This is a genomic window from Rahnella sp. BIGb0236 (assembly GCF_004364755.1).
Lineage (GTDB): Bacteria > Pseudomonadota > Gammaproteobacteria > Enterobacterales > Enterobacteriaceae > Rahnella > Rahnella victoriana.
In genome coordinates this window covers 78907-104930 of the sequence record NZ_SOAO01000004.1, presented here as the reverse complement: position 1 = coordinate 104930, position 26024 = coordinate 78907, and the positions used below count along the sequence as shown (strand labels likewise).

Annotated in this window: 23 protein-coding genes; 5 read left to right on the top strand and 18 right to left on the bottom strand. The window is 53.4% G+C overall.

The window, feature by feature from the left end; genetic code table 11:
* Positions 1 to 21: 21 nt before the first annotated feature.
* From fdhE to fdnG, 4 genes are read right to left on the bottom strand one after another with little or no spacing between them, the layout of a single operon-like run.
* Positions 22 to 936: a formate dehydrogenase accessory protein FdhE gene (gene fdhE, locus EDF78_RS10190; RefSeq protein ID WP_095923986.1), complete on the bottom strand. Its 915-nt coding sequence runs from the start codon at positions 934 to 936 to the stop codon at positions 22 to 24.
* Entirely contained in the window at positions 933 to 1586 is a 654-nt protein-coding gene (gene fdoI / locus EDF78_RS10185; RefSeq protein ID WP_119825538.1) for a formate dehydrogenase cytochrome b556 subunit, read from the bottom strand. The genes fdhE and fdoI overlap by 4 nt, the downstream gene beginning before the upstream one ends.
* Entirely contained in the window at positions 1583 to 2494 is a 912-nt protein-coding gene (gene fdxH, locus EDF78_RS10180) for a formate dehydrogenase subunit beta (RefSeq protein WP_095923988.1), read from the bottom strand. The genes fdoI and fdxH overlap by 4 nt, the downstream gene beginning before the upstream one ends.
* A 12-nt stretch (positions 2495 to 2506) precedes the next feature.
* Complete coding sequence (gene fdnG / locus EDF78_RS10175; protein WP_119825542.1) at positions 2507 to 5554, bottom strand: formate dehydrogenase-N subunit alpha; 3048 nt, start codon at positions 5552 to 5554, stop codon at positions 2507 to 2509.
* A 145-nt stretch (positions 5555 to 5699) separates the two neighbouring features.
* On the opposite strand from fdnG, the gene fdhD reads away from it, so the two are divergent.
* The 4 genes from fdhD (at position 5700) to yiiM (ending at position 10365) form a co-directional block, all read left to right on the top strand.
* Positions 5700 to 6542 carry a formate dehydrogenase accessory sulfurtransferase FdhD gene (gene fdhD, locus EDF78_RS10170; RefSeq protein ID WP_133823032.1) on the top strand — a complete coding sequence of 281 codons (843 nt, stop codon included), beginning with the start codon at positions 5700 to 5702 and terminating at the stop codon, positions 6540 to 6542.
* 208 nt (positions 6543 to 6750) lie between these two features.
* A complete protein-coding gene (gene sodA / locus EDF78_RS10165; protein WP_014333320.1) occupies positions 6751 to 7371 on the top strand; it encodes a superoxide dismutase [Mn] in 621 nt (206 codons plus the stop codon).
* 268 nt (positions 7372 to 7639) lie between these two features.
* Positions 7640 to 9586, top strand: coding sequence for a methyl-accepting chemotaxis protein (locus tag EDF78_RS10160; RefSeq protein WP_119825548.1), 1947 nt, complete (start codon positions 7640 to 7642; stop codon positions 9584 to 9586).
* Between the two features lie 107 nt (positions 9587 to 9693).
* On the top strand, positions 9694 to 10365 hold the full coding sequence (gene yiiM / locus EDF78_RS10155) for a 6-hydroxyaminopurine reductase (protein WP_095923992.1): 672 nt from the start codon (positions 9694 to 9696) through the stop codon (positions 10363 to 10365).
* 247 nt (positions 10366 to 10612) lie between these two features.
* On the opposite strand, the gene EDF78_RS10150 is transcribed toward yiiM, so the two are convergent.
* Both EDF78_RS10150 and EDF78_RS10145 read right to left on the bottom strand, forming a co-directional pair.
* The gene (locus EDF78_RS10150; RefSeq protein WP_133823031.1) at positions 10613 to 10972 is read right to left on the bottom strand and encodes a YibL family ribosome-associated protein; all 360 of its coding nucleotides are present in this window, start codon (positions 10970 to 10972) and stop codon (positions 10613 to 10615) included.
* Positions 10973 to 11037: 65 nt separating this feature from the next.
* Positions 11038 to 12537, bottom strand: a complete 1500-nt coding sequence (locus tag EDF78_RS10145; RefSeq protein WP_133823030.1) for a PLP-dependent aminotransferase family protein — start codon at positions 12535 to 12537, stop codon at positions 11038 to 11040.
* Positions 12538 to 12682: 145 nt separating this feature from the next.
* Between EDF78_RS10145 and EDF78_RS10140 the strand changes: the two genes are divergently transcribed.
* Positions 12683 to 13291 carry a LysE family translocator gene (locus tag EDF78_RS10140; RefSeq protein WP_133823029.1) on the top strand — a complete coding sequence of 203 codons (609 nt, stop codon included), beginning with the start codon at positions 12683 to 12685 and terminating at the stop codon, positions 13289 to 13291.
* Positions 13292 to 13296: 5 nt separating this feature from the next.
* Here the strand turns inward: EDF78_RS10140 and EDF78_RS10135 are convergent, their stop codons facing one another.
* The 12 genes from EDF78_RS10135 to cmtB form a co-directional block, all read right to left on the bottom strand.
* Positions 13297 to 13845: an MltR family transcriptional regulator gene (locus EDF78_RS10135; protein ID WP_014411435.1), complete on the bottom strand. Its 549-nt coding sequence runs from the start codon at positions 13843 to 13845 to the stop codon at positions 13297 to 13299.
* A 136-nt stretch (positions 13846 to 13981) separates the two neighbouring features.
* The gene (locus EDF78_RS10130) at positions 13982 to 15130 is read right to left on the bottom strand and encodes a mannitol-1-phosphate 5-dehydrogenase (protein ID WP_095923997.1); all 1149 of its coding nucleotides are present in this window, start codon (positions 15128 to 15130) and stop codon (positions 13982 to 13984) included.
* 98 nt (positions 15131 to 15228) lie between these two features.
* On the bottom strand, positions 15229 to 17142 hold the full coding sequence (locus EDF78_RS10125; RefSeq protein WP_095923998.1) for a PTS mannitol transporter subunit IICBA: 1914 nt from the start codon (positions 17140 to 17142) through the stop codon (positions 15229 to 15231).
* 501 nt (positions 17143 to 17643) lie between these two features.
* The gene (locus tag EDF78_RS10120; RefSeq protein ID WP_133823028.1) at positions 17644 to 19203 is read right to left on the bottom strand and encodes an anti-phage dCTP deaminase; all 1560 of its coding nucleotides are present in this window, start codon (positions 19201 to 19203) and stop codon (positions 17644 to 17646) included.
* A 33-nt stretch (positions 19204 to 19236) separates the two neighbouring features.
* Positions 19237 to 19416 carry a hypothetical protein gene (locus EDF78_RS10115; protein WP_014333307.1) on the bottom strand — a complete coding sequence of 60 codons (180 nt, stop codon included), beginning with the start codon at positions 19414 to 19416 and terminating at the stop codon, positions 19237 to 19239.
* Positions 19417 to 19649: 233 nt separating this feature from the next.
* Positions 19650 to 20444: a DsbA family protein gene (locus tag EDF78_RS10110; RefSeq protein WP_095924000.1), complete on the bottom strand. Its 795-nt coding sequence runs from the start codon at positions 20442 to 20444 to the stop codon at positions 19650 to 19652.
* Between the two features lie 116 nt (positions 20445 to 20560).
* Positions 20561 to 21268 carry a nucleoside/nucleotide kinase family protein gene (locus tag EDF78_RS10105; RefSeq protein WP_133823027.1) on the bottom strand — a complete coding sequence of 236 codons (708 nt, stop codon included), beginning with the start codon at positions 21266 to 21268 and terminating at the stop codon, positions 20561 to 20563.
* Positions 21246 to 21773 (bottom strand): MltR family transcriptional regulator, encoded by a 528-nt coding sequence (locus tag EDF78_RS10100; RefSeq protein WP_133823026.1) that lies wholly within the window; start codon positions 21771 to 21773, stop codon positions 21246 to 21248. The genes EDF78_RS10105 and EDF78_RS10100 overlap by 23 nt, the downstream gene beginning before the upstream one ends.
* 17 nt (positions 21774 to 21790) lie before the next feature.
* A complete protein-coding gene (gene glpX / locus EDF78_RS10095; RefSeq protein WP_095924003.1) occupies positions 21791 to 22759 on the bottom strand; it encodes a class II fructose-bisphosphatase in 969 nt (322 codons plus the stop codon).
* Entirely contained in the window at positions 22756 to 24036 is a 1281-nt protein-coding gene (locus EDF78_RS10090) for a zinc-binding dehydrogenase (protein WP_133823025.1), read from the bottom strand. Before EDF78_RS10090 ends, glpX begins: the two co-directional genes overlap by 4 nt.
* The gene (locus tag EDF78_RS10085) at positions 24033 to 25436 is read right to left on the bottom strand and encodes a PTS mannitol transporter subunit IICB (RefSeq protein WP_095924005.1); all 1404 of its coding nucleotides are present in this window, start codon (positions 25434 to 25436) and stop codon (positions 24033 to 24035) included. The genes EDF78_RS10090 and EDF78_RS10085 overlap by 4 nt, the downstream gene beginning before the upstream one ends.
* 30 nt (positions 25437 to 25466) lie before the next feature.
* Positions 25467 to 25913, bottom strand: a complete 447-nt coding sequence (gene cmtB, locus EDF78_RS10080) for a PTS mannitol transporter subunit IIA (RefSeq protein ID WP_133823024.1) — start codon at positions 25911 to 25913, stop codon at positions 25467 to 25469.
* Between the last annotated feature and the right edge of the window lie 111 nt (positions 25914 to 26024).

The window sequence follows — 26024 nt, the reverse complement described above, 5'->3', positions numbered from 1 at the left end:
GCAGGCTGCCAGATTTACAGATTATTCCGCGGGAAACAGGAACGGGTTGATGCCGCTGCCGGAAAAACCTTTGTCTTCCATCCGGTCATCCAGCAACAGCGTGGCGAGATCGTCTGCCACGGCCTCTGCCTGCGGGTCTTTTTCCTGATAAATCACTTTCAGGTAAGCGCCGCAATCGTCACAGGCTTCGGCTTTCACTGTCGCCTGCTCGTCATCGATCGACCACAGATTCAGATGTTCCATTTCATCGCAGTTGCTGCATTTGGCGCGCACCACATGCCATTCGCTTTCGCACAGATTGCAGTGCAGATAGCGCAGGCCGCTTTGGGCACCCAACGAAATCACCGCAGAAACAGGCACGCTGCCGCACACCGGACAGAACTGGCGATTTTCGCCGTAATCCGCCCGCCCGACGCCACGCAGTTGCGCCGCCATCTGCGCCCAGTACAGCGACAACGCGGCCCAGATAAAGGGCGCTTTGTCGGCAGGAACGTGTTTGAAATCCTGATTCAGCAACTGCGTCGCCATCATTTCCCGTTGCAGCCCCGGAGAATGTTCAAGGCGTTCCAGTACGGCGCGCACCGGTTCCGACGCTTCCGGTTTCAGCACGGCGATCAGCGCATCCAGCAAGGTCAGCCAGTGCGCCGTGCGCGGAAACAGACGGCAGTCGAGCGGTGGTTTACCGGCGGCTTTCTCTAATTCCTGACTCAGATCGATACTGAGCGGAAATTCTTTCAGCACGCGCTGCTGGGCATCACAAATCGCCGCAGCGAAGTTGAGATACCCGTCGAGCGGGCTGTCTTCTGCCAGCGCGCGCAGACGATCGGCACGGCGCTGATAGAGCGTTTTCAGGTTGGCGAACAATACCGGCGGGATGTTTCCCGCCGTGGTTTTACCGTCTGCCAGTTCGTCCTGTGGAACCATCTGGATACTCATCCGGCTTTCCTCTCGTCGTGTTCTTTTTTCTGCTCTTCCTCACGCACCTGACGGTACCAGCGCGGATGGTGATATTTCGCCCATGACGCCGGGACTTTGCCGCCGGTCATCGCCGCGATCGACCCTTTCGCCCAGGTCGCCGCGTAGACGTGCATGATGATCACCAGAATCAGCCCGATACCGGCCAGTGAATGCACCAGCAGCGCCAGACGAATCAGCGGGATGGGGAAGAAATCCGCAAACCACGGACGCCAGATAATGACGCCGCTGGCCATCAGCAACATAAGGCAACTGATCGCCGCCCAGAACACGCATTTCTGGCCGAAGTTATAGCGTCCGGTGTCGCCGACTTCATGGTTGGTCAGCACTTTGCCGATATTTTTCGCCCACACGATGTCGTCTTTTTCCGGCAAATTGTGCTTCCAGTAACGGAAGAACATGCCGAGGAAAGAAACAAACATCACCACGCCAAAGAACGGGTGCAGGATACGCGCCAGTTGCGGCGTACCGTACACGTTCATCAGCCAGTTAAACGACGGGAAGAAAAAGCCGATGCCGCTGAGCGCCAGCGTCACAAAGCAAAAGGCAACAATCCAGTGATTGAGGCGTTCTGCCAGGTTATAGCGCTGGATTAACTTCTCTTTTTTCATGGCCGTTTCTCCTCATCGTCATGTTTTTCGCCTTCTTCTGCGTGCTCTTCCTCTTTCACATAGTTCGGCCCGACACCAAGGAAATGGAAGGCTGCCGCCGCAAAGGTGACGGCGAAGCCGACTGCGGCCAGCGGTTTCCAGACACCTTTCCACAAAGTGACTGCGGCGCTGATGGCCGGATCTTTCGGCAGGCCGTGATACAGCTCAGGGTTGTCAGCGTGATGCAGCACGTACATCACGTGTGTACCGCCGACGCCCTGCGGATCGTACAAACCGGCGTGCTCAAACCCGCGGCCTTTCAGTTCGCTGACGCGTTCTGCGGCGAGGTCCTGCATGGCAGTTTTAGTACCGAAATGGATCGCGCCGGTCGGGCAGGTTTTCACACAAGCCGGTTCCTGGCCGACGCTCACGCGGTCAACGCACAGCGTGCATTTGTAGGCACGGTTATCCTGTTTGTTGATGCGCGGAACGTTGAACGGGCAACCGGCGATGCAGTAACCGCAGCCGATGCAATGTTCTGACTGGAAATCGACGATGCCGTTGGCGTACTGCAAAATCGCGCCTTCCGCCGGACAGGCTTTCAGGCAGCCCGGATCGGCGCAGTGCATGCAGCCGTCTTTGCGGATCAGCCACTCCAGCTTGCCGTTTTGTTCCACTTCCGAGAAACGCATCACCGTCCAGGATTTCGCGCTGAGATCCATCGGGTTGTCGTACACGCCGCTATTGATACCCACTTCATCGCGCAGGTCGTTCCATTCGGAACAGGCGACCTGACAGCCTTTACAGCCGATGCAGGTGGTAACGTCGATCAGTTTCGCCACTTCCTGCTGATGGTCACGGGCACGCGGTGCAGGCGTGAACCCGTTGGTTGCGGACTTACGAAGTATGTCCTGAGATTGCATTGCCATAATTCGCCTCCGTTAGACCTTTTCCACGTTAACCAGGAACGCCTTGAATTCCGGCGTCTGCGAGTTAGCGTCACCGACTGACGGCGTCAGCGTGTTGGCTAAATAGCCCTTACGCGTCGCGCCTTCAAAACCCCAGTGGCACGGGATGCCAATGGTGTCGACGTGCTTACCGTCGATGGTCAGCGGCCGGATGCGTTTGGTCACCACGGCTTTCGCCACGATGAATCCGCGCTTCGAAGAGATTTTCACCTCATCGCCCTGCGCAATACCCTTCGAGGCGGCCAGACCTTCGCCGATCTCGATAAACTGTTCAGGCTGCGCGATGGCATTCAGCAACGCATGTTTGGTCCAGTGGCGGAACAATTCGGTGATCGAATAGGTGGTCGCCACATACGGGAAATCTTTGGCAGTGCCCATATTTGGCACGTCGCTGGCAAAAATACGGGCGACCGGATTGGAAATCACCGCCGGATGCAGCGGGTTGGTGCCAATCGGCGATTCGATCGGTTCGTAATGCTCAGGGAACGGGCCGTCCGCCATTTTGTCGGTCGCGAATAAACGCCCGACGCCTTCCTGTTGCATGATGAACGGTCCGACGCCGGAACCCGGTGCAGCAGCGCTGTAATCCGGGACATCAAAACCAATCCATTTCGCGCCATCCCAGCGGATGATTTCGCGTTTTGGATCCCACGGCTGACCCTGCGGGTCGGCGGAGGCGCGGTTATACAGAATGCGGCGGTTGAGCGGCCAGCACCATGCCCAGCCGGACGTACAGCCCAGACCGGACGGATCGGCGTTATCGCGGCGCGCCATCTGGTTACCGGCTTCGGTCCAGCTACCGGCGTAAATCCAGCAGAAACTGGCGGTGGTGCCGTCGTTTTTCAGATGGGCAAAGGTCGACAACTGCTGACCTTTTTTCGCCAGCAGATTGCCCTGATCGTCATGAATGTCGGCCAGGGCTTTACCGTTGGCTTCGCGGGCAATTTCTTCCGGCAGCGGGTCGAGCGGATCCTGATAATCCCACGCCATATTCATTACCGGCAGCGGATTGGCACCGCCTTCCTGCTGATACAGCTCGCGCAGTTTCATAAACAGACGGGCGATGATTTTGCCGTCGTGCAGCGCCTCACCCGGCGGCTCAGACGCCTGGAAGTGCCATTGCAGCCAGCGGCCGGAGTTCACAATCGAACCATTTTCTTCCGCAAAACAGGAAGACGGCAGGCGGAACACTTCGGTCTGAATATCGGCGGTCTGCACGTCGTTCATCGCGCCGTGGTTCTGCCAGAAGTTCGAGGATTCGGTCACCAGCGGGTCGATCACCACCATGTATTTGAGTTTCGAAAGCGCGCGCGAGGATTTGTTTTTGTCCGGGAAAGCCGCCAGCGGGTTGAAGCCCTGCACGATATACCCGTTCAGTTTGCCTTCGGTCATCAGCTCGGCCTGTTGCAGCACGTCGTAGCTTTTATCCCATTTTGGCAGCCAGTCAAAGCCCCAGTCGTTTTCCGCCGTGGCGTGATCGCCCCAGAAGCTTTTCATCATACTGACGAAGAAATTCGGCGTGTTTTTCCAGAAATTGACCTGCCCGTCCACCAGCGGTGCCGGCGTGATCTGTTGCAGATAATCGGCGAAATTCGTCTGTTTTTCCGATGGCAACGGCATATAGCCCGGCAGGTTCAGCGACAGCAAACCGAGGTCGGTGTAACCCTGAATATTGGAGTGACCGCGCAGTGCATTGACGCCGCCGCCCGGCATCCCGATGTTGCCGAGCAGCAACTGGATCATCGCCGCACAGCGGATGATTTGCGCGCCGCCGGTGTGGTGCGTCCAGCCCAGCGCATAGAGGATGGTCGAGGTTTTATCGCGCGCGCAGGTTTCCGCCAGAATCGAGCTTATCAGCAGAAAATCTTCTTTCGAGGTGCCGCACAGGCGCTCAACCAGTTCCGGCGTGTAACGGGAAACATGCTCTTTCAGCAGATTCCACACACAGCGCGGGTCCTGTAAGGTTTTATCCTGTTTCGCGAAGCCTTTTTCATCGAGCTGATAGTGCCAGCTTTCTTTGTTGTAGGATTTTTTCGCCGCATCGAAACCGCTGAACAATCCGTCATTAAATTCGTAGTCTTCACGCACCAGCAGGCTGGCGTTGGTGTATTCCCGGACGTATTCAGTCTGAATTTTATTGTGGGTGATCAGATAGTTGATCATGCCGAGCAGGAAGGCGGTGTCCGAACCGGCGCGGATGGGCGCATAGATATCGGCCACGGCGGCGCTGCGGTTAAAGCGCGGATCGACGACGATGACTTTGGCGTTATTTTTGGTTTTGGCCTCAATCACCCATTTGAATCCGACCGGATGCGCTTCTGCCGCATTTCCGCCCATAATTAAAATGACGTTGGCGTTTTTAATATCGACCCAGTTGTTGGTCATCGCGCCGCGACCAAAGGTCGGGGCCAGTGCCGCCACGGTCGGGCCGTGACACAGCCGCGCCTGACAGTCGATCGCCACCATGCCCAGTGCGCGGGTAAATTTCTGATCCAGCAGACCGGTTTCGTTGCTGGCCGCCGACGAGCACAGCATGCCGGTGGTCAGCCAGCGGTTTACGGTGACGTTGTTTTCATTTTTCTCGACGAAATTGGCGTCGCGGTCATCTTTCATCAGGCGGGCGATACGGGAAATCGCCTCATCCCAGGAGATACGCTGCCATTTGTCAGAGCCGGGCGCGCGGTATTCCGGATATCTCAGACGGCCTTCACTGTGGATGTAATCCAGCACGCCTGCGCCTTTCGGGCACAACGAGCCACGACTGACCGGATGATCGGCGTCACCCTCTACGTGGAAGATATTTTCAGTGACGTTTTTCGCGCCGTCGCCCTGGCTGTAAATCAGCATGCCGCACCCGACGGAACAGTACGTGCAGTTGTTGCGGGTTTCACGGGAGCGAAGCAGTTTGTATTGGCGGGTTTCCGCCAGCGCCATTGTCGGAGTGAATCCTAATAATGCCGCTGTGGTGCCGGCCATACCGCCAGCACATATTTTGAATAATTGTCTTCTGCTGACTTGCATGAAAGACTCCTTCCCATCATTTGTTAACACATTGCTTTTCAAATTGCCGCTTTCACGAACAAACCCGGAAGCGGTAAAATTAAGGCCTAAAGTCCTGACAGTTTGTACGGCTTATGTAGCCGGAATGTTTATAAGGTTATTGCCAATGGATGTCCATCAAGTAAAAGAACTGGGCGAAAAAGATGACAAAAAAGTGACTCAGATCATCGGAGCGAGCCAAAAACCGGTGATGCAGCGCGCTCATCTCAATGAGCCTGAAGATGACTGGATTGCTCAGGAAGTCCCCGTTGCGCTGGTCTATAACGGGATTTCGCATGTGGTAATGATGGCGTCCCCGAAGGATCTGCAAGCCTTTGCGCTGGGCTTTTCGCTGTCAGAAGGGATTATTGAATCCGCCAGTGATATTTACGGGATGGAAGTGACACCAAACTGTAACGGGATTGAAGTTAATATCGAGCTGTCGAGCCGCCGTTTCGCCGGGCTGAAAGAGCGCCGCCGCGCCATGGCTGGCCGCACCGGTTGCGGCGTCTGCGGTATCGAGCAGTTAGGTGATCTGTTCCGCCCGCTCGCGCCGCTGCCGTTCACCCAGATTTTTGAACTGGCGAATCTGGATAAGGCACTGCATCAGCTGAAATCCGTGCAGGAAATCGGCCAGCTCACCGGCTGCACGCACGCCGCCGCGTGGATCACGCCGGAAGGTGAACTGACTGGCGGCTGCGAAGACGTGGGCCGTCACGTGGCGCTGGATAAAATGCTGGGTGTGCGGGCAAAACAACACGACTGGAAAGCCGGCGCCGCGCTGGTCTCGAGCCGCGCCAGCTATGAAATGGTGCAGAAAGCCGCGATGTGCGGCATCGAAATTTTGTTCGCCGTCTCCGCCGCCACCACGCTCGCGGTAGACGTTGCCGAAAAATGTAACCTGACGCTGGTCGGTTTCAGCAAACCGGGACGGGCAACGGTGTATACGCATCCGCAGCGGTTGCGCTGACCGGCTAAGCACCGCGTGCCTTTAGACAATTTAGGATTGTTTGTGATTATCTGGTTCTAAGCCCCGTATAACAGAGGCTTACAGGGCATGGCAGAAAGCGTGGAGCATAGATAATCATTTTCAATATCATTTAATTAACTATAATGATCCGACTGATTACGCGGTGCTCACAATGAAAGTGCCGCCCTACACTATGGAGACGATGAACATGAGTTATTCACTGCCATCACTGCCTTACGCATACGACGCACTCGAACCGCATTTCGACAAAGAAACGATGGAAATCCATCACACTAAACACCACCAGACTTACGTGAACAACGCGAACGCTGCGCTGGAAAGCCTGCCGGAACTGGCTGCACTGCCGGTTGAAGAACTGATCACCAAACTGGATCAGGTTCCTGCAGACAAGAAAGTTGTTCTGCGTAACAACGCAGGCGGCCACGCTAACCACAGCCTGTTCTGGAAAGGCCTGAAAACCGGCACCACCCTGCAGGGCGAACTGAAATCTGCGATTGAACGCGATTTCGGCAGCGTTGACGCTTTCAAAGAAGCGTTTGAGAAAGCAGCTGCAACCCGTTTCGGTTCAGGCTGGGCATGGCTGGTACTGAAAGATGGCAAACTGGCCGTTGTTTCTACCGCTAACCAGGACAGCCCGCTGATGGGCGAAGCGATTTCTGGTGCTTCCGGTTACCCGCTGCTGGGTCTGGATGTGTGGGAACACGCTTACTACCTGAAATATCAGAACAAACGCCCTGACTACATCAAAGCCTTCTGGGCCGTTGTAAACTGGGACGAAGCAGCAAAACGTCTGGCTGAAGCGAAGTAATTTCGCGCTGCCGCCCGTAACGGGCAAGATGTTTTCGCGTATGGCGGGTCGGTGACCCGCCTTTTTTATGTCCTGAATTTGTTCGCCTGATCACTGTTATACAGAGAATTATCCTCCCGATTTTCATCATTTTCAGACCCCGCTCGCATTAATCAAAAATACGCCACACATCCTATAAAGTTTATGAAACAGCCTACCGATAGATTGTTCACAAAGGCGTCACAAAACCGCATGTCTATTTAAAAGGGATGTTTGACGGAGAATGATTATGAGCAACGGATCGGGTCTTTCGCAGTGGATGAATAATCTTAAGGTCGGTACCAAACTGGGTCTGGGTTTCGGACTGGTGCTGATCATCGCCGCCATCATCACTGCGGCGGGAATGATTAAATTTAACGACATCAGCCAGCGTGCTGAAAAAGTCGATTTCAGTAATCAGATGAATGCGTTACTCAACGATGCCCGTCTCAGCCGGACGCTGTATCAGCTTAATTATGACCCGGCGTATCTCAAACAGAATCAGGACAAAATTACCGAACTGTCGCAGCTGATCGCTCAATCCAAAGACAAACTGGAATGGGATGCCGCCAGTCAGGCGAATCTTGATCAGGTGCCGGTAAAAATTCATGAATATCAGCAGGCGCAGGCCGCATTTAAAAAAGCGGTCGATCGCAAAGATGCAGTGCGGGCCAGCTGGAATCTTTCCGAAACCGAAGCCGTGGTAACGCGTTTGCAGGATCAGTTGCGCGTGGAAGATGCTGAGCCTTCCATTCGCCTGTCACTGGCCGAAGTGATTCAGAAGCTGATCAGCGTGCGTTACAACGTGCGTGGCCTGTTGCTGAGCATCAACAAAGAATCCGAAGCCAAACTGCTGAAGTCCATTGACGACACACAGGCCAACGCTCAAAAACTGAATGCCCTGTTACTGCCGAACCAGCAGGCGACGCTGGCTCCGCTGATGTCGGCGCTCGCGACCTATAAAAGCCACGTTGTCGCTTATATGCCCGCCTATGAAGATGAGCAGAAGAACTCGCAACTGCTGTCGGTGAAAGCCACAGAGATGAACACGCTGGTGGCGAAAATCTTCCAAAACGAACTGGCTAACACCCATAAAGACATCAGCAATGCGCAGATGATCATGATGGTGATTACGCTGATCGTGATGCTGGTGGGGATCATTATTGCCTGGCGTATCACCCGCCAGATTGCCCAGCCACTGCGTGATACGCTGAAAACGGCGGAGGCGATTGCACAAGGCGATCTGACCGTTGCGCATCCGACCACCCGTCGCGATGAGCTGGGTATGCTGATGAATGCGGTTTCCGCGATGAGTCAGAATCTCAGTACCATGATTTATGAAATCCGCTCCGGCGTTTCGCAGGTTTCCCACGCGGCAGCCGAAATCGCCGCCGGGAATACTGACCTCTCCTCACGCACCGAACAGCAGGCTGCGGCCGTTGAAGAAACCGCCGCCAGCATGGAAGAGTTAAGCGCGACGGTGAAACAGAATGCCGATAACGCTCATCACGCCAGCAAACTGGCCAGCGAAGCGTCCGGCACCGCCACGCTCGGCGGCAAGCAGGTCGGCGAGGTGGTCGATACCATGCAGCAGATTTCCGGCAGTTCAAAACGTATCGCCGAAATTACCTCGGTCATCAACGGCATCGCCTTCCAGACCAACATTCTGGCGCTGAACGCCGCGGTGGAAGCCGCGCGTGCCGGAGAACAGGGACGCGGATTCTCCGTCGTCGCTTCTGAAGTGCGGACACTGGCCCAGCGCAGTGCGCAGGCCGCAAAAGAGATCGAAGGGCTGATTGCCGAGTCGGTGGAGCGCGTTAACACCGGCGCGAAGCTGGTGGAAAACACTGGCCGTACCATGCAGGACATCGTGAAGTCCGTCTCGCATGTGCGCGATATCATGGGGGAAATCGCGTCTGCATCCGACGAGCAAAGCCGTGGCATCAGCCAGATTTCACAGGCGATTGTCGAAATGGACAGCACCACGCAGCAAAACGCCGCGCTGGTCGAGCAATCCTCTGCTGCCGCCGATTCTCTGGAAGATCAGGCCGCGACGCTGACGCAGGCGGTCTCGGTATTCCGTCTGGCCGACAACGGCAACACGCTGAATGCGCCAGCCTCCGCCGCCCTGCGCCGCCCGACTCTCGCCCCGCCGGTACAAGGCAAAACCAGTCAGGATAACTGGGAAACGTTCTGATTTGCTGAGAAGCCTGCGCACACCCTCTGTGCGCAGGGATTCCTTCTACTCCCGCTGTCCAATGCAGGTTATGCTGGTATCAGTGACATTTCAGCAGCGGAGAGCGTATGCATTATCCCGACGTGTACATCGGTACTATCGAGCAGTATCCCGATTTTTCACCCAGTGCGATTGCCAAACGTCAGGTTGATGGCGGCGTCGCCTTAACGCCTTGCGGGCTGGAAGGCGATCAGCAGGCCGAGAAGGCTTATCACGGCGGCGCTGACCGCGCGCTGTGTCATTTCCCCCGCGAGCATTACGCCTGGCTGCGTCAGCAGTTTCCCGAAGAAGAAGACCGTTTCCATCCGCCAGCGTTTGGCGAAAACCTTTCAACGCTCGGCATGACCGAAGATAACGTGTTTATCGGCGATATCTTCCGCTGGGGCGACGCCCTGATTCAGGTCACACAGCCGCGTGCGCCCTGTTACAAGCTCAACCATTTTCTCGACTGTCAGAATCTGTCACCGCTGTTACAACAAAGCGGGCGCTGCGGGTGGTTATATCGGGTGGTGAGTCCGGGGAATGTCAGTGGCGACCGGCCGCTGGAGTTGCTGACGCGTAACAGTGACGTATCGGTGGCCGAAGCGATTTCTATCGCGTTTAACATGCCGTTTGATGAGGAACAATATCGCCGTCTGATGTCTGCAGCGGGAATTTCAGCGAGCTGGAGTAAAACCATGCAGATGCGGCTGGTAAATCGCAAGATCGAGGATTTTGGCCGGAGATTGTTTGGGAAGTAAGAAACAGATCGGGTGTAGCGGGAGGGGTTTCTTCGCTCCTCCCCCTGCGAAGGGGGAGGCTGGGAGGGGGTTTTAAAGACAAAACCCGAGTCAAAGCACACTTCAACTCTTTGATTTTGGTTTAATACCCCACCCCAACCCTCCCCTTCGCAGGGGAGGGAGCTAATCGTGTTTCGCGCTCAGCTGCAATAAAACCTGAACTGATTTTGGTTTTGCTCCTCCCCTTCGTATGGGAGGGAGTATTTCATCAGAATTCTTTTTTCGCGTAGCCGGTCACGACTTTCAGGCCCATTTCGCGGCCCAGTGCGGTCATCGGGTGAACCACCACGATGCCACGAACGGTTTTTTTCAGCGTGCCCATATCAGCCTGTTCTTTCTTGGTGATTTCACGGCTGAACAGCTTTTCCAGCTTCTGCGCTTCGGTGCTGAGTTTTTTCACACGCACATCTTTCAGACGCGCGATCTCGGCAGCCAGCTTTTCTTTCTCTTCTTCGTGCTTGTCGATCAGTTCAGCATTACCTGCCTGAATAACGGTCGCATCTTTGTGATTCAGTGCATCCAGCATGTCGCTGAGACGCTTGATTTCGGCTTTTTCGACTTCTTTCATGATTTCAGATCCGTTCATGCCGCAGCGGGCACGATTGTAAATTGGGAATAATAACCGTCAGTGTATCAGGAAGTGCGCGATTCTTCAGCTTGCTCCTGCGTTTCTGCCAGCCCCGGCGGCAAACCACACATCTCACACGCGCGCTCGCCGATACGTATCATCGCGGAAATATAGCGGGTATCGAAAACATAACAGCACGACAACCGCAGGCCGTTGCTGTAGCGGCCGCTGGGTGAGTACAGTTGCCCCGGCGTCATGCAGATTTTATCTTTCAGCAACTGGCGGAACAGCGTGACGCAATCGACGCCCGGCGGAAAATCCACCCAAATCACAAACCCGCCTGCCGGTTGTGTGGCACGGGTGCCTTGCGGGAAGTGCCGGGCGATCAGCGCGCGTGCCTGCTCGACCTGCGACGCGTAGCGTTTGCGCAGCGCCCGCAGATGATGGTCATAACCGCCCGATTCCAGAAACACTGTCAGCGTTTGCGAAAGCAACGCGGATTCCGCCATCGACGACACCGCTTTCAGTTTATGCAGCTTATCGGCGAAGCGCCCGCCTTCTACCCAGCCGATGCGAAAATCAGGCGCCAGCGTTTTGGTAAAGCTGGTGCAAAACAGGATCCAGCCGTCGCGGTCAAAGGCTTTTACCGCCGGAGACAGCGTCGCGCCGAACTGGATTTCTGCGTATAGCCCGTCTTCAATCAGCGGTACCTGGTGATCGTTCATCAGGCGAGCCAGCCGTTTTTTCGCCGCCAGCGGCATGGTAAAGCCGAGCGGATTTTGCGCCGTCGGCATGGCGATCACCGCATTCAGCCGCTTCTCATTCAGCAGCATTTCCAGCACATCCAGCGACAGGCCGGTTTGCGGATCGGTCGGTATTTCCACCGCTTTCAGACCGAGGCTCGCCAGCATCGGCAGCAGATAAAAGTAAGTCGGCGTTTCCAGCCCGACGCTGTCGCCCGGTTGGGTGGTGACGCGCAGCGCCAGCTGTAACGCTTCCATACAACCGTGAGTAATCGTGATGTCGGCGGGTTCTAAAATCATGCCCAGCGTCAGCGCACGGCGGGCGATTTGCTGACGTAACGCCGGACTGCCCGGCGGCAGCGCATATTGGCCGATCAGATTCGGCTGACGGCGCAGCAAAGACGACATAATCCGTCCCAGTTTGCCGGTCGGGTAAAAGTCGTTCGACTGCGGACAGGCCAGCGAAAGATTGGTATATGTCGGGTCGATTTGCGAGGCGAACACTTTGTCGATCAGATCCAGCACTTCGTCCGCCGGTTCTGCGGCTGGCGTCTGTGGCTGTTCCTGCGGCTGATGAGTCAGCGCAGGCAGCGCGGCCCGGACATAAAATCCTGACTGCGGACGCGCCTCAATAAACCCGCGATCTTCCAGCCGCCGGTAAGCCGCCACCACGGTATTGATGCTGACTGACCAGGTTTGCGCGCTGCGCCGGACCGAGGGCAAACGGCTGCCGGGAGCCAGTGTGCCGCGACGGATGGCGTCCGCCAGTTGTTCCGCCAGCTGGTTATATCGGGTATCGCTGAAATCCGCGGTGTCAGTCATGGTGTCAGTTCCGTGAAAAGTGAGGGGTACAGTTTTTCGTTATGCAATCTGTAACCATGACAATAGCGTATTTCTGGTTCTGTTACCTTTCCTGTTCCCTGTTTACTCTGGTTATCTGGAAAACAGGGGATGCAGGAAAACTAAAATGATCGATACCGCTTTTGTCAGTTACGTCACCGTGATGTCCATTACGCCCGGCCCGAACAATCTGTTGCTGGCGGCGTCCGGGGTGAACTTCGGCTTACGCCGCAGCGTGCCCATGATGATTGGCATCACGCTGGGCTGCGTGGTGCAGTGCGCGCTGATGACCTCGATGCTGGCGATTTTACTCAGCTGGATGAATGTGGTGCGTCTGCCGATGGCCGTGCTGGGTTGCGCCTATCTGTTCTGGCTGTCGTGGAAAATCTACCGTTCCGGCACGCCGAAAGAAGGCGAAAAGCAGCAGCCGATGAACCTGTTCAGCGGCGCACTTTTTCAGGCCGTGAACCCGAAAGCCTGGCTGATGGCGACCAACGTGGCGATTCTGTTTACCCCGCCGGACGGCAATATGCTGCATCACACGCTGCTGATTTGTCTCGGCTTCGCGCTGATCAATCTGCCGTGCATTCTGGTCTGGGTGGTGATGGGTGACAGGTTACGTCAGGCGTTACGTGTGGAATGGAAACTGAAGATGTTCAACACGATCATGGGCGGCATGATGGCGTTAACCGCGCTGTGGCTGCTGGTCGGCGAAGTGCGCCATGCAATGATTTAAGGGATTTATTTTTGCACCGGGGATAATCGGGAAGGCTGCTGATTACTGATATGGGCGATCAGCCCGGTCACGGAAAGGACCATCGTGGAGCGGACGATTTGCTGGTAACGCTGGCGTTGCATGGCGATCAGCGATTCGTCGGCTTCTCCCGGTTTCAGGAATGTCGGTGCCGGAGGCAGTTCCGTCACACAATGCAGTTCACCGAACGGGCCGAGAATTTCATCATCAGTAAAACGATACTCTTCACCGTCGTAATTCAGCTCTTCACGCAGCGCCATCAGTAATTCGGCGTCTTCGTATTCATGACGGCTGATCACGCCCAGCGCGTAAATCAGTTTGAGACGCACCGACAAATCCCCGAGCGGACCGGTTCCGGTCAGTAAGGGTTCGACAGCATATTTCACTGCGTAATCGTCTTTGCGAAAAACCTGCACTACCAGAATATCCAGCGCTTCGGCCAGCAATTCCACGGCGGTCATCAAAAAGCTGCGCACGGTTTTACCCGCATTGAGCTTTTCAAGTACCCGGTTTTCAAACGCCTGAGCTTTTTCCATAGGGCTTACTTGCAGTAAAGAGCCGATGCTGACAGCGCCCCTGGCGTCATCCATGATGCGCGCATGTCGGGCAGAAACATCCTGCCCGACAGGGCTTTCTTTGCCTGGTGTTGGCGAAATCAAAATAAACGCAGTATCAGTGCATCGATTCGTAGAGAGCGACGGCTTTCGCCACAACTTCGCCTTCTTCCGGCAGACCTGAAATCTGGGCGAGGGCGGCTTTTGGCCCGACTTTCTCCAGCAGTTCTGCCAGTTCTTTCGCTTGCGGATCCTGCTCGCTGCGGTAACGCATGGCGGCGGCAATGCCTCTCACCAGATTGTCGTTCGGCAGGCGATATTCCTGCGTACCCAGCAACGGTTTGATCAGACGATCGCCTGCGCTCAGTTTACGCAGCGGCTGGCGGCCAACGCGCTCAACATCGTCATGCAGGTAAGGGTTTTCGAAACGGGACAGAATTTTTTCGATGTAGGCAGCATGTTTTTCCGGGTCAAAACCGTAACGACGGATCAGCACTTCACCGCTTTCTTCCATCGCTCCGCGAACCACCAGACGCACTTTCTCATCAAGAATGGCATCACGGATGGTCGCGTGACCCGCCTGCTGGCCAAGATACGCAGTGATCGCATGGCCGGTATTGAGGGTGAACAGTTTGCGCTCGACGAACGCCATCAGGTTATCGGTCAGTTCCATGCCAGCGATGTCCGGCAATTCGCCTTTGAACTGGGTTTTATCCACAATCCATTCGCTGAAGGTTTCAACTGTCACTTCCAGCGGATCGGTGGTGCCTGCGGCGGCAGGAGGCACAATGCGGTCCACGGCGGAATCGACAAAGCCGATATGGGCGTCAACCCAGGCTTTTTCTTCTTCCGGCAGCGCATTGAATACGTGCTGTTTGAACTGGCTGGTGCCGCGCACCATGTTTTCACAGGCGATAATATTCAGGGGCTTTTCGTTGCCCTGCTGATGACGCAGCACCAGACCTTTAGCCACGTTTGGCGCGATTTTTTCCAGTACGGTCGGGCCGACGGCGGTGGTCACCAGATCGACTTCCGCGATCAGGTTGATGGCATCCTGACCGGCGCTGTTCACGGCATTCACATTACTGACAGGCTCAACGGTGGCCTGTTCACCGACAACGTGCACGTCATAACCTTTACGGCTGTTCAGCGCATCCAGTAAGGCAGGGCTGACATCCGCAAACGTCAGTTCAATCCCGGCATCAGCAAGTAATTTACCGATAAAACCGCGACCAATGTTACCTGCACCAAAATGTAATGCTTTCATATTTATTCCTTCAAATCGTGAGGAGCACCCGGCTCCGAATCAACAAGCGGGTCTCGCAAGACCCGCTTAGTAATTACTTTTCGATTAAACGTTCACTGTTAACCGCGAAGAATGTTCAGCACTTCTTCCACACTGTGGGTATTCGCCAGCAGTTCGATCACACCGTCTTCATCCAGCGCGGTGGTCAGTTTGGTGATCACGTTGATGTGCTCATTATTGCGCGCTGCGATACCGACGACCAGACGTGCGCGGTCATCTTCATCCTCGCCCCAGCGGATACCCGCCGGATACTGGCAGAAGACGATACCGGTTTTCAGTACGCGATCTTTCGCTTCAATGGTGCCGTGTGGCACGGCGATGGATTCGCCCAGATACGTGGAGGTCAGTTGCTCACGTGCCAGCATCGCGTCCACATATTCTGCCTGAACATAACCGCCTTTCACCAGTTGTTCACCGGCAAAACGGATGGCTTCTTCTTTGGTATTCGCCTGCAGGTTCAGGAAGATGTTGCTTTCGCTGATACGGAACAGGTTTTCGTTTTCGCTGTCCGCCACGATGCTGTCACCCAGCGTTGTGGTCACTTTCTCTTTGTACTGGCTGGCTTTGTTCACTTCCACCAGACGTGACGTCAGGTCAGTGTACAGGCCGCTGTCGAGGAAGTTAGTCAGCGAAATGTGCTGTGCATGTGGCACCTGACGCATCGCGCGTTCAGTCAGGTCACGGTGCGTAATCACCAGATCCACGTCATCAGGCAGGTTGTTGATGGCGCTGTTGGTCACGCTGATATTGGTCAGCCCCGCATCCTGCACTTTTTTGCGCAGCACACCGGCGCCCATTGCGCTGGAACCCATACCGGCGTCACAGGCAACGATGATTTTACGTACGGTAGACAGGTCGCCCGCTACGCCCGCAGCAGCAGGTTTGCCGCCTTTAGACTCGGCTTTCATATCCTGCATACGACGGGTGGCTTCGTCCAGATCGTCGCCGTCTTTCGCTTTAGTGGTTTTCAGCAGCAAAGCAGAAATCACGAAGGAGACCGCAAAGGCTGCCACGATGGCGGCAATGTTAGCGAAATACGCGCCTTTTGGCGTCATCGCCAGGACTGCCAGGATAGAACCCGGAGATGCCGGAGACACCAGACCGCCGTTCAGCAGGGTCAGGGTGAACACGCCCGTCATACCGCCCAGAATCACCGCCAGCAACAGACGCGGGTTCATCAGAACGTATGGGAAATAAATTTCGTGGATACCACCCAGGAAGTGGATGATTGCCGCGCCGCCCGCAGATTGCTTGGCGCTGCCGCGACCGAAGAACATGTACGCCATCAGGACGCCCATACCCGGACCCGGGTTCGCTTCGATCAGGAAGAAGATTGATTTACCGGTTTCAGTCGCCTGCTGGATACCCAGCGGAGAGAAGATACCGTGGTTGATGGCGTTGTTGAGGAACAGGATTTTCGCCGGTTCAACAAAGATAGAAGCCAGTGGCAACAGGTTATGAATAACCATGATGTGCACACCTGCCGCCAGCACTTTAGACAGCGCTTCTACCAGCGGACCAATCGCCAGGAAGGCCAGGATCGCCAGCAACATACCGATAATACCGGCTGAGAAGTTGTTAACCAGCATCTCAAAGCCGCTTTTGATTTTACCGTCAACCCAGCGGTCGAAACGCTTGATGCACCAGCCGCCCAGCGGACCTGCAATCATGGCGCCGAGGAACATTGGCATATCCGCACCCACGATCACACCCATTACCGTGATTGCACCCACCACACCACCACGGTCACCACCGACCAGACGACCACCGGTATAACCGATGAGCAATGGCAGCAGATAAGTGATCATCGGGCCAACCAGCTTCGCTAATGTTTCATTAGGGATCCAGCCGGTAGGAATGAACAGAGCGGTAATGATACCCCAGGCGATAAACGCGCCGATGTTGGGCATTACCATGTTACTCAGGAAGCGACCAAAGTTTTGAACTTTGATCTTAACGTCTGGTGAAAACATAAAACGCACCCCTATTGATACGCGCTGACAATAGAGCGCGTGATATCAGTTAATTATCGGTGACGGTTATTTCGGTTTTTGTGCCACTGCTTTAAAAATCCGTCCGTCGAATTGCTGTCTGCGAGGCGGACTCTACCACGTGATTATAGGCCTCGCGTAGCCACCCGGCTGCCCGTGATGGAGATCACATGTATACGGTCATTACCCCCTGCATTTTGGTGATCACCATCACAAAAACAGGTTGTAACCCAGCTACACTGACGATAATTTAAGCGTGACACCGCAAAAAATGTGACTTAAGTCACTATTTGTTAACGAGTCTTTATCATAAAAACGTGATATTCATCACAAAGTATTTTTGGCCGGACTTGCGTATTTCGCTTAAAAAGCATTCAGACGTGTCAGAGGAAAGGAAAAGGGAGTTTACAGAGGGGATGTTGAAATAAAATTACATGGGGGAGCTGGGCTACAAAAAACTGTAGCCCAAATGCATTGGCAAAATCATGCTGGAGGTAATGAGATTTCTTTACCAATTTTGGTCGTTACATCTTTGACTATTTTCAGTTCAAAATCGGTATAGCTGTAAAGCTGTTGAGAATCGACATGATGTGACGTTCTGATGTCATAAGTGATCGATTTGCCTTGCTGATTTTTCCTTGGTCGATTGTACCCGAAGAACTTAGCGTATCTCCTTGGTGCAGTACCCTCGAAATTATCGAAAACCACTTTAGAAATATCATCACCCGCCGGCTCGCCGTGGCTTATAGAATCTCCATGGAGATCTTCTGCCAGACTTTTTTCGTAAGGCTCGATATACACTACACGCTTAATACCGGCGGCAATAATATGCCGCGCACAATTATGGCAAGGATAGGTAGTACAATAAAGCGTCTTACCTACCGTGCTCACTTGAGCGATTCTTGCCATAGTGGTTATGGCATCCATTTCGGCATGAATTGCTCTTGAGTATTCAATTAACGATTTCAATTTAGTCGTTTTCATTATCTCTTCAGAAATAGTTGTAAATTGAGTTCGGGTACAATCGAATTTCTGAAGTACAACATCAATTTCTTTTCTGACAAGATTTTTGTGCTGATCATTTTGACAGCCTCCATCAGCAAAGCAGCGCTTATCATTATCAACGTTTTCACAGGAGTATAATCCTCCTCCTGCGGTTGGAACGTCATTACACCCGGTTGCCAGAATATTGTTGTTGTCATCCATGATGGCAGCCCCAACTTGTCGTGACAAGCATGCAGAACGTAATGCTGCAGTGCTGGCGTTAAACAGACCCGTTTCATCTCGTGTGGGTGTAAGATTTTTTGCGCCATGTATCAGATTAACAAACCTTTGGACGGCATTTTCTATGCGGATGTCACTGATATTTTTTATAAAATAATCCGAGCACTGCAATGTTTCTTCTACTTGCTGCCCATACTTAAGAGGTGAGCGTCGATCCCTTTCCACAAGCTTGTCTATATCGTCCCGGCTGATCCCGTCTCGTCTAAGGTTACTTCTTCTTTCTTTTAATGTTCGAAGTACGCCAAGCAGGTAGAAATTATTACGATATACCTCTCTCAATAATTCAATTTCTGAAGGGTGTTTGAATTGATCGATAATATAAGCAACTTTGCTGGTCGTTTTTCCATGAGCCCCTTCTGCCTGACGTAGTTCTAGTAACTTATTGCGCAGGGAACTGATATTACGAATAGCCATTTGAGCGGCAATCATCGCCCCATGCTCTTTTCTCAGGGCATCTCCCAGATCTTGAAGCTGCACGTAATGTTCATAGCCTTTCAGTGAAATTAATTCACTCGCGATATCATGGGTTTTCGTGTTCGCCATTAATGTACTGAGCCTGATATGCTCAACATGGTATGACCCAGCAGTAAGTTGTTCGATCAGCTTTTCTTTTAATGTGTTAACACCGGAGCCACTGGCACCACATAATCCAATAATTAATTCCTGGGAACGGTGTCGTTGCAAAGCATCAATGCTGTCATGTTCAGTAGAGCGGTTTAATTTTTCAATCGGAATAATTTTTTGTGCAGGAACAGTCATAAAAACTCCAATGACTGGACAGACAAGGCCGGGTTACCAGTCGAGTTTAGCGGCAGCTTCCTGGACTCGCGCTTTGGCTTTCTCATACTCGGCAAACTCTTGCCAGGCTGAAAGATCAATCACTTTATGTAAACCTGTCGCTTCTTTTACGCTTCGGTTTTCACGGCGCTCGTTTTTTTTCAACGCAGCATAATCAGCGAATTGAACAATCACAAGCTATCCATGTAATCAGTAAAAATTAAGTAAACTCCGCTGGCAGACCCCAGAATCAGAGATTGTTTCATTGGATGAATATCCATGAAGAAAAGAAGGTTACCACGTCAAAACCCACGAAGTGAGTAAAAATTTACTCAGTTTCAGCCGTTACATTCAATACTGAGAAGTGCTTTCCAAACTATACCTGAGAAGAAAATCCGACAGCACAGGCTGCCGGATTGAAGCAAAAATTACTTCCCGCCCTGCGCCTTCACAATGGCTGCCTGCAATTCTTCTGCGGAGACAGCGCCCGGCAGCACGGTGGTGTTTTCTGCAGTGGCACCGCTGGTTGGCATCACCACGAAACCAGGCGTGCCGCTGAAGCCCAATGTACGCGCCAGCTCGTCGTTTGCGGCGATGGCTTCGTGCGTGGCTTTACGCTGTGCGTCGGTTGGTGCTGTGGCTTTGGCGGCTTTCACTGCACCTGCGATATCCGCATCGGTCAGCTTGCCTTCATCGTGACCAGTGCGGTAAATGCTGTTGTGATAGTCGAAATACGCCTGCGCGCCCTTCTCTTTCCAGATCGCCATGCCGGTTTCTGCGGCGGTGATGGATGCTTTCCAGCGGTCACCGAAGATTGGCCATTCTTTGAAGACGAAACGCACGTTCGGGTTCGCTTTCACGGTTTGCTCAACCAGCGGCGCCATGTGGCTGCAATACAGGCACTGGTAATCGAAGAATTCCACGAACGCCACTTTGGCGTCTTTCGGACCGTAGCTCGGGGTAGCCGGATCATTCACCAGCACTTTGGCATTGGCCAGCACTGCGCTCAGGGTTTGCTGTTGTTGCTGATCAGCCTGCTGCGCCTGCAGTTTCTGACTGACCTGCACCAGAATTTCCGGATGCTGCAACATGTAATCCGCCGCAATTTTACCAATGGCTTCCTGCTGCGCCGGGGTGAAATCTGCGGTTGCGCTGTCGGCAGCAAAAGCCAGCGTCGGCGCCAGCACCAGGGAAGCCAACAGAGTCATCGTCTGACGTTTCATCAAAAATCCTTAAAGTGAAATACGGGGAAAAACGGACAGTTGCCTTCAAAAGTAGAGGAATTCAGCCACGTTTGCAGGAAAAAAATTGTCATTTTTTATAAATCCCGCAGTAACCATCACTCAAAATGATATGCGCCATCGGCCGACATGTGCAGCGCGATATCTGCGCGGCGACTCCCCTTCAGAACCCGCGCCACATTAGGCCCGTCCGTGGCAGCGTAAAAATCACTGGCCTGTTCAGGCGTCAGTCCACCGCGAATTTTACGGTCAATTAACCGGCCACGCAGAACCTCCGGACTGGCATGAATAAAAACGCTCAGGTCGCAATATTCCGCCAGTTGCCGCCAGCCCTCATCTTCGAGTAGCAGCCAGTTTCCCTCAACGATCAGCACAGGCGCGGTGACGCGGATCGCGTCTTCAACCGGCTCATGCAATGTGCGGCTATACTCCGGCCAGCAGCTTCCCGGCTCGCGTAACGCCATCAATGCATCGCGCAGTTTTATGATATCAAACGTCTCTGGCGCGCCTTTACGCTGGCGAAGATGATGCGCATCCAGCCAGCCATTACGCTGATGAAAACCGTCCATGGGCAAGGTCTGTAACGGAACGAGCGCCGGCGTTTCAGTAGAAAGTTTTTGCCAAAAGGCAGAAAGCGTCGATTTACCGGTGCCAGGAGGGGCGACCAGAAACACCACCAAAGGCCGGTTTAACTGGCGTTGCTGGAGGGAAAAACGTTGTAAAAGAGGAAGGTGTAACTGCGCGATATCGTTGTCGGGGAAAAAAGCCTTAGTGGTCAGTCCGTTAATGGTCAGCATCACATTCATAAGTCAGTTCCTTGAGTAAATCCGTCACTGCCAGCGACAGTGCCGTCCTCACCAGATTGCCGTAACGTGCCTTACTGAAGGTTTCAAAACCGGCAAATTTCATTTTCTCGACAGACTGGAACATCAGTGTGTTATCCGTCACACAGCTCAAATTCTGGATAAATTCATAAGCCGTTTCTTCATGAAATTCCACAATTTCGGCACCTGCTTTCAGGTGCTCGTCCAGCTGAGAAAACAGCAAAATATCTGCATAGACCGGTTTTTTGATTTTTCCCAGCGCATAAATCAGCCTCAGGGACACATCAATACTGTCCAGCGGGCCAGATTTAGCGAGTAAAGGCTTTACGGCAAATTCGCGGATATCCTCGTCATTATTGATAAAAAGGTGGGGAAGGAACTGTTTAATGCCGCTGAGTAGAATGGCATTAGCGGCATGCAAAAAATCATTGAGATTCGTCTGGCCGGAGAGCATCTCCAGCACCTGATCTTCAGTGAATACAGTCATCCTTCCCTTAGCCGTTATCAGTAATGGAGAGAATTGATGATATTACAGGTGCCATCGGTGCCGTTAATCAAAAGTGTCTGACTCTGCAGGCGGTCGCCGATTTGCCTGATGCCGCAGACCAGGTCACCCTGAGTGATCCCGGTCGCCGAGAAAATAACCTGATCACTTTTAACCAGTAAATTCAGCGGATAAATGTGATTAATTAACACACCCATTTTTTCACAGCGATGATGCTCAGCCTGAGCCAGTTCGCGGTTAGCCGGCGTGTCACCTTTAGCCTCGCAAAAGTCGATAAGCTCTGCCTGCATATCACCCCCCAATAACCGGATTGCACAGGCCGAAATCACCCCTTCAGGCGCACCGCCAATCGAATACATCACATCAGCCTGTGCATCCGGCAGACACGTCAGCAAACTGGCCGCCACGTCGCCATCAGGAATGGCATACACTTTGACGCCAAGTGCATTCGCCTGTGCGATGGCGTCGTGATGACGGGGTTTGTCGAGCGTGATCATGCGCAAGGCACTCAGTGGCTTATCCAGTTTTTCTGCAATACGAGATAAGTTTTCGACCAGCGAAAGACGCAGGTCGATGGCGCCTTTGGCCTGCGAACCCACCACCATCTTACGCATGTACATATCAGGCGCATGCAGCAAGGTGTTTTGTGGCGCAAAAGCGATAACGGCCAGTGCATTGCTTTGTCCCATCGCCACCATCCGGGTACCTTCAATCGGATCGACAGCAATATCCACATGCGGTCCGTCCCCCGTCCCCAGACGTTCTCCGATATAAAGCATCGGCGCCTGATCGATTTCACCCTCACCAATAACAATCCGTCCCTGCATTGCTATCTGATTGAGTGCATGACGCATGGCTTTTACCGCGACGCCATCTATTTGATTTTTATCACCACATCCCAGCAGTGGCCATACTGACAATGCGGCACATTCGGTAGTTTTGAAAATATCGTAAGCCAGAGTTTTCATAGGTGCCTCTGCTGACACGATAAGACGTTAAAATGGTTGAGTAATGCCTGCTCAGCCTGCTCATTCCAGACGCCATGTGTCGGCATGACAAGTTCTGCCAGCAGGGCAAACAACGGATCGGTTTTGCCTAATTCAGCAAAGTCATCAATAGCGGTCAGCGGCAAGGAAATACCGTTATAAATAAGTTTCTTACCTCCGGGAATGTCGGGCAGATTGAGCACGGTTTCCGGTACGGCGTTCAGGCCGCCGATATGCGTGATCATATAGGAAGGCTGAATACGTCCCGCCGCCGTCAGCGCCAGCGCCTCTTCCATATCGCCGGTCGAACCGCCAGATGTGCCGACAATGTGCGTCGAACCGTAGTGAACGTTGTAGAAATTGAAGGGAACGCTGAAGTTTTTGTCGGTCGGGCCGGCAAAGAAATTCAGGCAACCGTCCTCGCCCAGCAGCGCGTCGCCCAGTTCGATAACTTCAGCCACGGCCGCGAAAACAAAGACATCATCAAATCCTTGGCCGCCAGTCAGTTCGCGCAACGCGGCTGCCGGATCAGACAACGTTTTGCTGTTGATATACACCAGCTCGATACCTTTTTCTGCTGCCATAGCCACCGGCAGAAGCTGCTCTGCGCGTGCCAGCCGCTGTTCGTCGATATCCACCACCACCACCCGCGACGGACGCACATTGCCGTTAATCGCATAATCAATCGCGCCAATGCCCATCGGGCCCGCGCACGCCAGCAGCGCCAGATTTCCGCCCGCTTTGATGCCCATCTGATGTTCATACACATATTGCGTGGTGTGATAGCTGGCGTGATACGCGCCGATAATGCAGCACATCGGCTCAGCCAGCGAGGCGGCGGCGAAATAGTGCCCTTCGTACGGCAGAACGCAGCCGAGGTCGATAGCTTGTTTCGGGATAATCATATAGGTCGCGTTACCGCCAAAGGTTTCGTAGCTGTAACCGGCAGAATAACCGCTTGGCAATCCCATTGCCGGTTGCAGCACGAAACGTTTTCCGGCTTCAAAACGTCCAGTAAGATTTTTGCCCACCTGCACGATCACACCCGCGCATTCGTGACCCGTGATAGCAGGGTGGTCGGCAATATTTTCCGGCACACGTTTGTGTTCCCCCCCCAGCAGCGCCGCTTTGTAAGTTGAAAGGCAAATGCTGTCAGACACCACATTCACCAGCAGTTCGTCATCAGTGATTTCCGGCAGTTCAAACTCCCGCAGACGCACATCTTTTTTTCCATAAATCGCTGCCACCTGGGTCTTCATGCTGTTACTCCTTGCTGAGGTGTTGAAGTGATGTCAGCAAGCAGCACATCAAGTGCCGGATCGCCGAGATAATTTTTAATCAGGATAAGTGGACGGTCAGTAACCCGTTGCGCACGGCCTTCAAGGCTTGCATGAGTCACAATAATGTCGGCATCGGCCGGAATGTTTTCGATGGAGTAGTGCTTCACTTCGATTTCATAACCGGCTTTTTGCAGCTTCTTACGAAACGTGGTGGCGCCCATTGCGCTCGATCCCATGCCCGCATCGCACACGAAAGCGATCAGCCGGATACTGACTGCCACAGGCTGTATACCGGTTTTGCCTTCGGCTTTGCGTTTTTTGCTGGCGGCCTGAGAATCCGCAAAACTGTCTTCCGCAGGTGATTTATCGAATTTCAAAATGGCTGAGGCGACGACAAAAGAGACAACGGTTCCCGCCAGCACGCCCGCACAGGTTCCTATAAAACCGCCGCGCGGTGTCAGCGCCAGATAAGCAAAGATAGACCCGGGACTTGGCCCCGCCACCAGCCCCGCCCCAAACAGTTCGAAGACATAAATACCGGCCATACCGCCCGCAATCATGGCAATAATCATCAGCGGCTTCATCAGCACATACGGGAAATACAGCTCGTGGATACCGCCGAGAAAATGAATGATCATCGCGCCGGGGGCAGACTTTTTACTTAATCCTTTGCCGAACAGCGAAAACGCCAACAGGATGCCAAGCCCGGGGCCGGGATTAGAGGCCACCATGAAATAAATGGATTTTCCGGCAACGGCCGTATCCTGCATTCCCAGCGGATAGTAAACACCCTGGTCGATGGCGTTATTCAGGAACAGCACCTTGGCGGGTTCATTAATCACCGACAGCAGCGGCAGGTAACCGGTCGCCACCAGCGCCTCAATGCCCTGTTTCACAAAATTATTGGCTTCCATTACCGCCGGGCCGATCACTTCATACGCCAAGAGACAAAGCAGCATGCCGAGAATGCCGAGTGAGAAATTATTGATCACCATCTCAAAGCCCGCCGGAATACGTTTCTCCAGCGCCTTATCGACCACTTTAATGAGATAACCGCCCAGCGGCCCCATCACCATCGCCCCGATGAACATGGGAATATCGGCACCGACAATGACGCCCATGGTGCCGATACCGCCCATCACGGCACCGCGTTTTCCGCCAATAAGATGCCCGCCCGTAGACCCGATCATCAGAGGCAATAAATAGGTGATCATCGGGCTAACGAGTTGCCCGAAATGCGAATTAGGGGTCCATCCTGTGGGAATAAATAACGCCGTAATAAAACCCCAGGCAATAAAGGCGCCTATATTGGGGATGACCATCGCTGTGAGAAACCCGCCAAAAGCTTGCACTCTGGCGCGCATTGATTTATTAGCCATATTAAAATCCTGTTGAGTGTTAGGATAGAACTAATAACGCTGAATGATATTAATTAATTCCTCTGGGTTATTTGCATTGAGTAATTCATCAATAACTTCATCTTCGCAAAGCATTTCACTTAACGCCTGAATCGCCTCAATATGTGAATCAGAATTTTTCGCCGCTAATCCGATAAGCAGCCTGACTGGCGGGCTTTCAGCATCAAAGCTTACGCCTTCGCGCAACAGCGTGAAACTCAGAGCCGTCTGCAGCGCGCCGCATTCCGGCCTTGCATGTGGCATAGCAATGCCTGGTGCGAGTAAATAATAGGGCCCAATTTCACGGGTAGTGTCTTTAATCGCCTGAATATAATCCGGCGTAATACATTTTCTTTCCAGCAGATTTCTCATGGATAAATCTATCGCCTGAGACCAATTTTCAGCGGATGAATATATCGCAACACTTTCATGTTCGAAAAAATCCATTAATGACGACATGATTAACCCTTATTTTTATCGATGAGAATTTATATTCAGGAGCATATTCTTTGAAATGGATTTAATCAAACCAACATGAATTTGTGATCTGCATTATAAAAACCGCAATGG

Bases quoted from the DNA above. Each gene is read 5' to 3' on its own strand.
- EDF78_RS10130 (WP_095923997.1), bottom strand. From the start codon at position 15,130: ATGAAAGCATTACATTTTGGTGCAGGTAACATTGGTCGCGGTTTTATC.
- fdhE (WP_095923986.1), bottom strand. From the start codon at position 936: ATGAGTATCCAGATGGTTCCACAGGACGAACTGGCAGACGGTAAAACC.
- EDF78_RS10085 (WP_095924005.1), bottom strand. From the start codon at position 25,436: ATGGCTAATAAATCAATGCGCGCCAGAGTGCAAGCTTTTGGCGGGTTT.
- EDF78_RS10110 (WP_095924000.1), bottom strand. From the start codon at position 20,444: ATGAAACGTCAGACGATGACTCTGTTGGCTTCCCTGGTGCTGGCGCCG.
- fdxH (WP_095923988.1), bottom strand. From the start codon at position 2,494: ATGGCAATGCAATCTCAGGACATACTTCGTAAGTCCGCAACCAACGGG.
- EDF78_RS10125 (WP_095923998.1), bottom strand. From the start codon at position 17,142: ATGTTTTCACCAGACGTTAAGATCAAAGTTCAAAACTTTGGTCGCTTC.
- sodA (WP_014333320.1), top strand. From the start codon at position 6,751: ATGAGTTATTCACTGCCATCACTGCCTTACGCATACGACGCACTCGAA.
- fdnG (WP_119825542.1), bottom strand. From the start codon at position 5,554: ATGCAAGTCAGCAGAAGACAATTATTCAAAATATGTGCTGGCGGTATG.
- EDF78_RS10090 (WP_133823025.1), bottom strand. From the start codon at position 24,036: ATGAAGACCCAGGTGGCAGCGATTTATGGAAAAAAAGATGTGCGTCTG.
- glpX (WP_095924003.1), bottom strand. From the start codon at position 22,759: ATGAAAACTCTGGCTTACGATATTTTCAAAACTACCGAATGTGCCGCA.
- EDF78_RS10105 (WP_133823027.1), bottom strand. From the start codon at position 21,268: ATGAATGTGATGCTGACCATTAACGGACTGACCACTAAGGCTTTTTTC.
- EDF78_RS10135 (WP_014411435.1), bottom strand. From the start codon at position 13,845: ATGGAAAAAGCTCAGGCGTTTGAAAACCGGGTACTTGAAAAGCTCAAT.
- EDF78_RS10145 (WP_133823030.1), bottom strand. From the start codon at position 12,537: ATGACTGACACCGCGGATTTCAGCGATACCCGATATAACCAGCTGGCG.
- EDF78_RS10140 (WP_133823029.1), top strand. From the start codon at position 12,683: ATGATCGATACCGCTTTTGTCAGTTACGTCACCGTGATGTCCATTACG.
- fdhD (WP_133823032.1), top strand. From the start codon at position 5,700: ATGGATGTCCATCAAGTAAAAGAACTGGGCGAAAAAGATGACAAAAAA.
- EDF78_RS10150 (WP_133823031.1), bottom strand. From the start codon at position 10,972: ATGAAAGAAGTCGAAAAAGCCGAAATCAAGCGTCTCAGCGACATGCTG.
- cmtB (WP_133823024.1), bottom strand. From the start codon at position 25,913: ATGTCGTCATTAATGGATTTTTTCGAACATGAAAGTGTTGCGATATAT.
- EDF78_RS10100 (WP_133823026.1), bottom strand. From the start codon at position 21,773: ATGACTGTATTCACTGAAGATCAGGTGCTGGAGATGCTCTCCGGCCAG.
- EDF78_RS10120 (WP_133823028.1), bottom strand. From the start codon at position 19,203: ATGACTGTTCCTGCACAAAAAATTATTCCGATTGAAAAATTAAACCGC.
- EDF78_RS10160 (WP_119825548.1), top strand. From the start codon at position 7,640: ATGAGCAACGGATCGGGTCTTTCGCAGTGGATGAATAATCTTAAGGTC.
- yiiM (WP_095923992.1), top strand. From the start codon at position 9,694: ATGCATTATCCCGACGTGTACATCGGTACTATCGAGCAGTATCCCGAT.
- fdoI (WP_119825538.1), bottom strand. From the start codon at position 1,586: ATGAAAAAAGAGAAGTTAATCCAGCGCTATAACCTGGCAGAACGCCTC.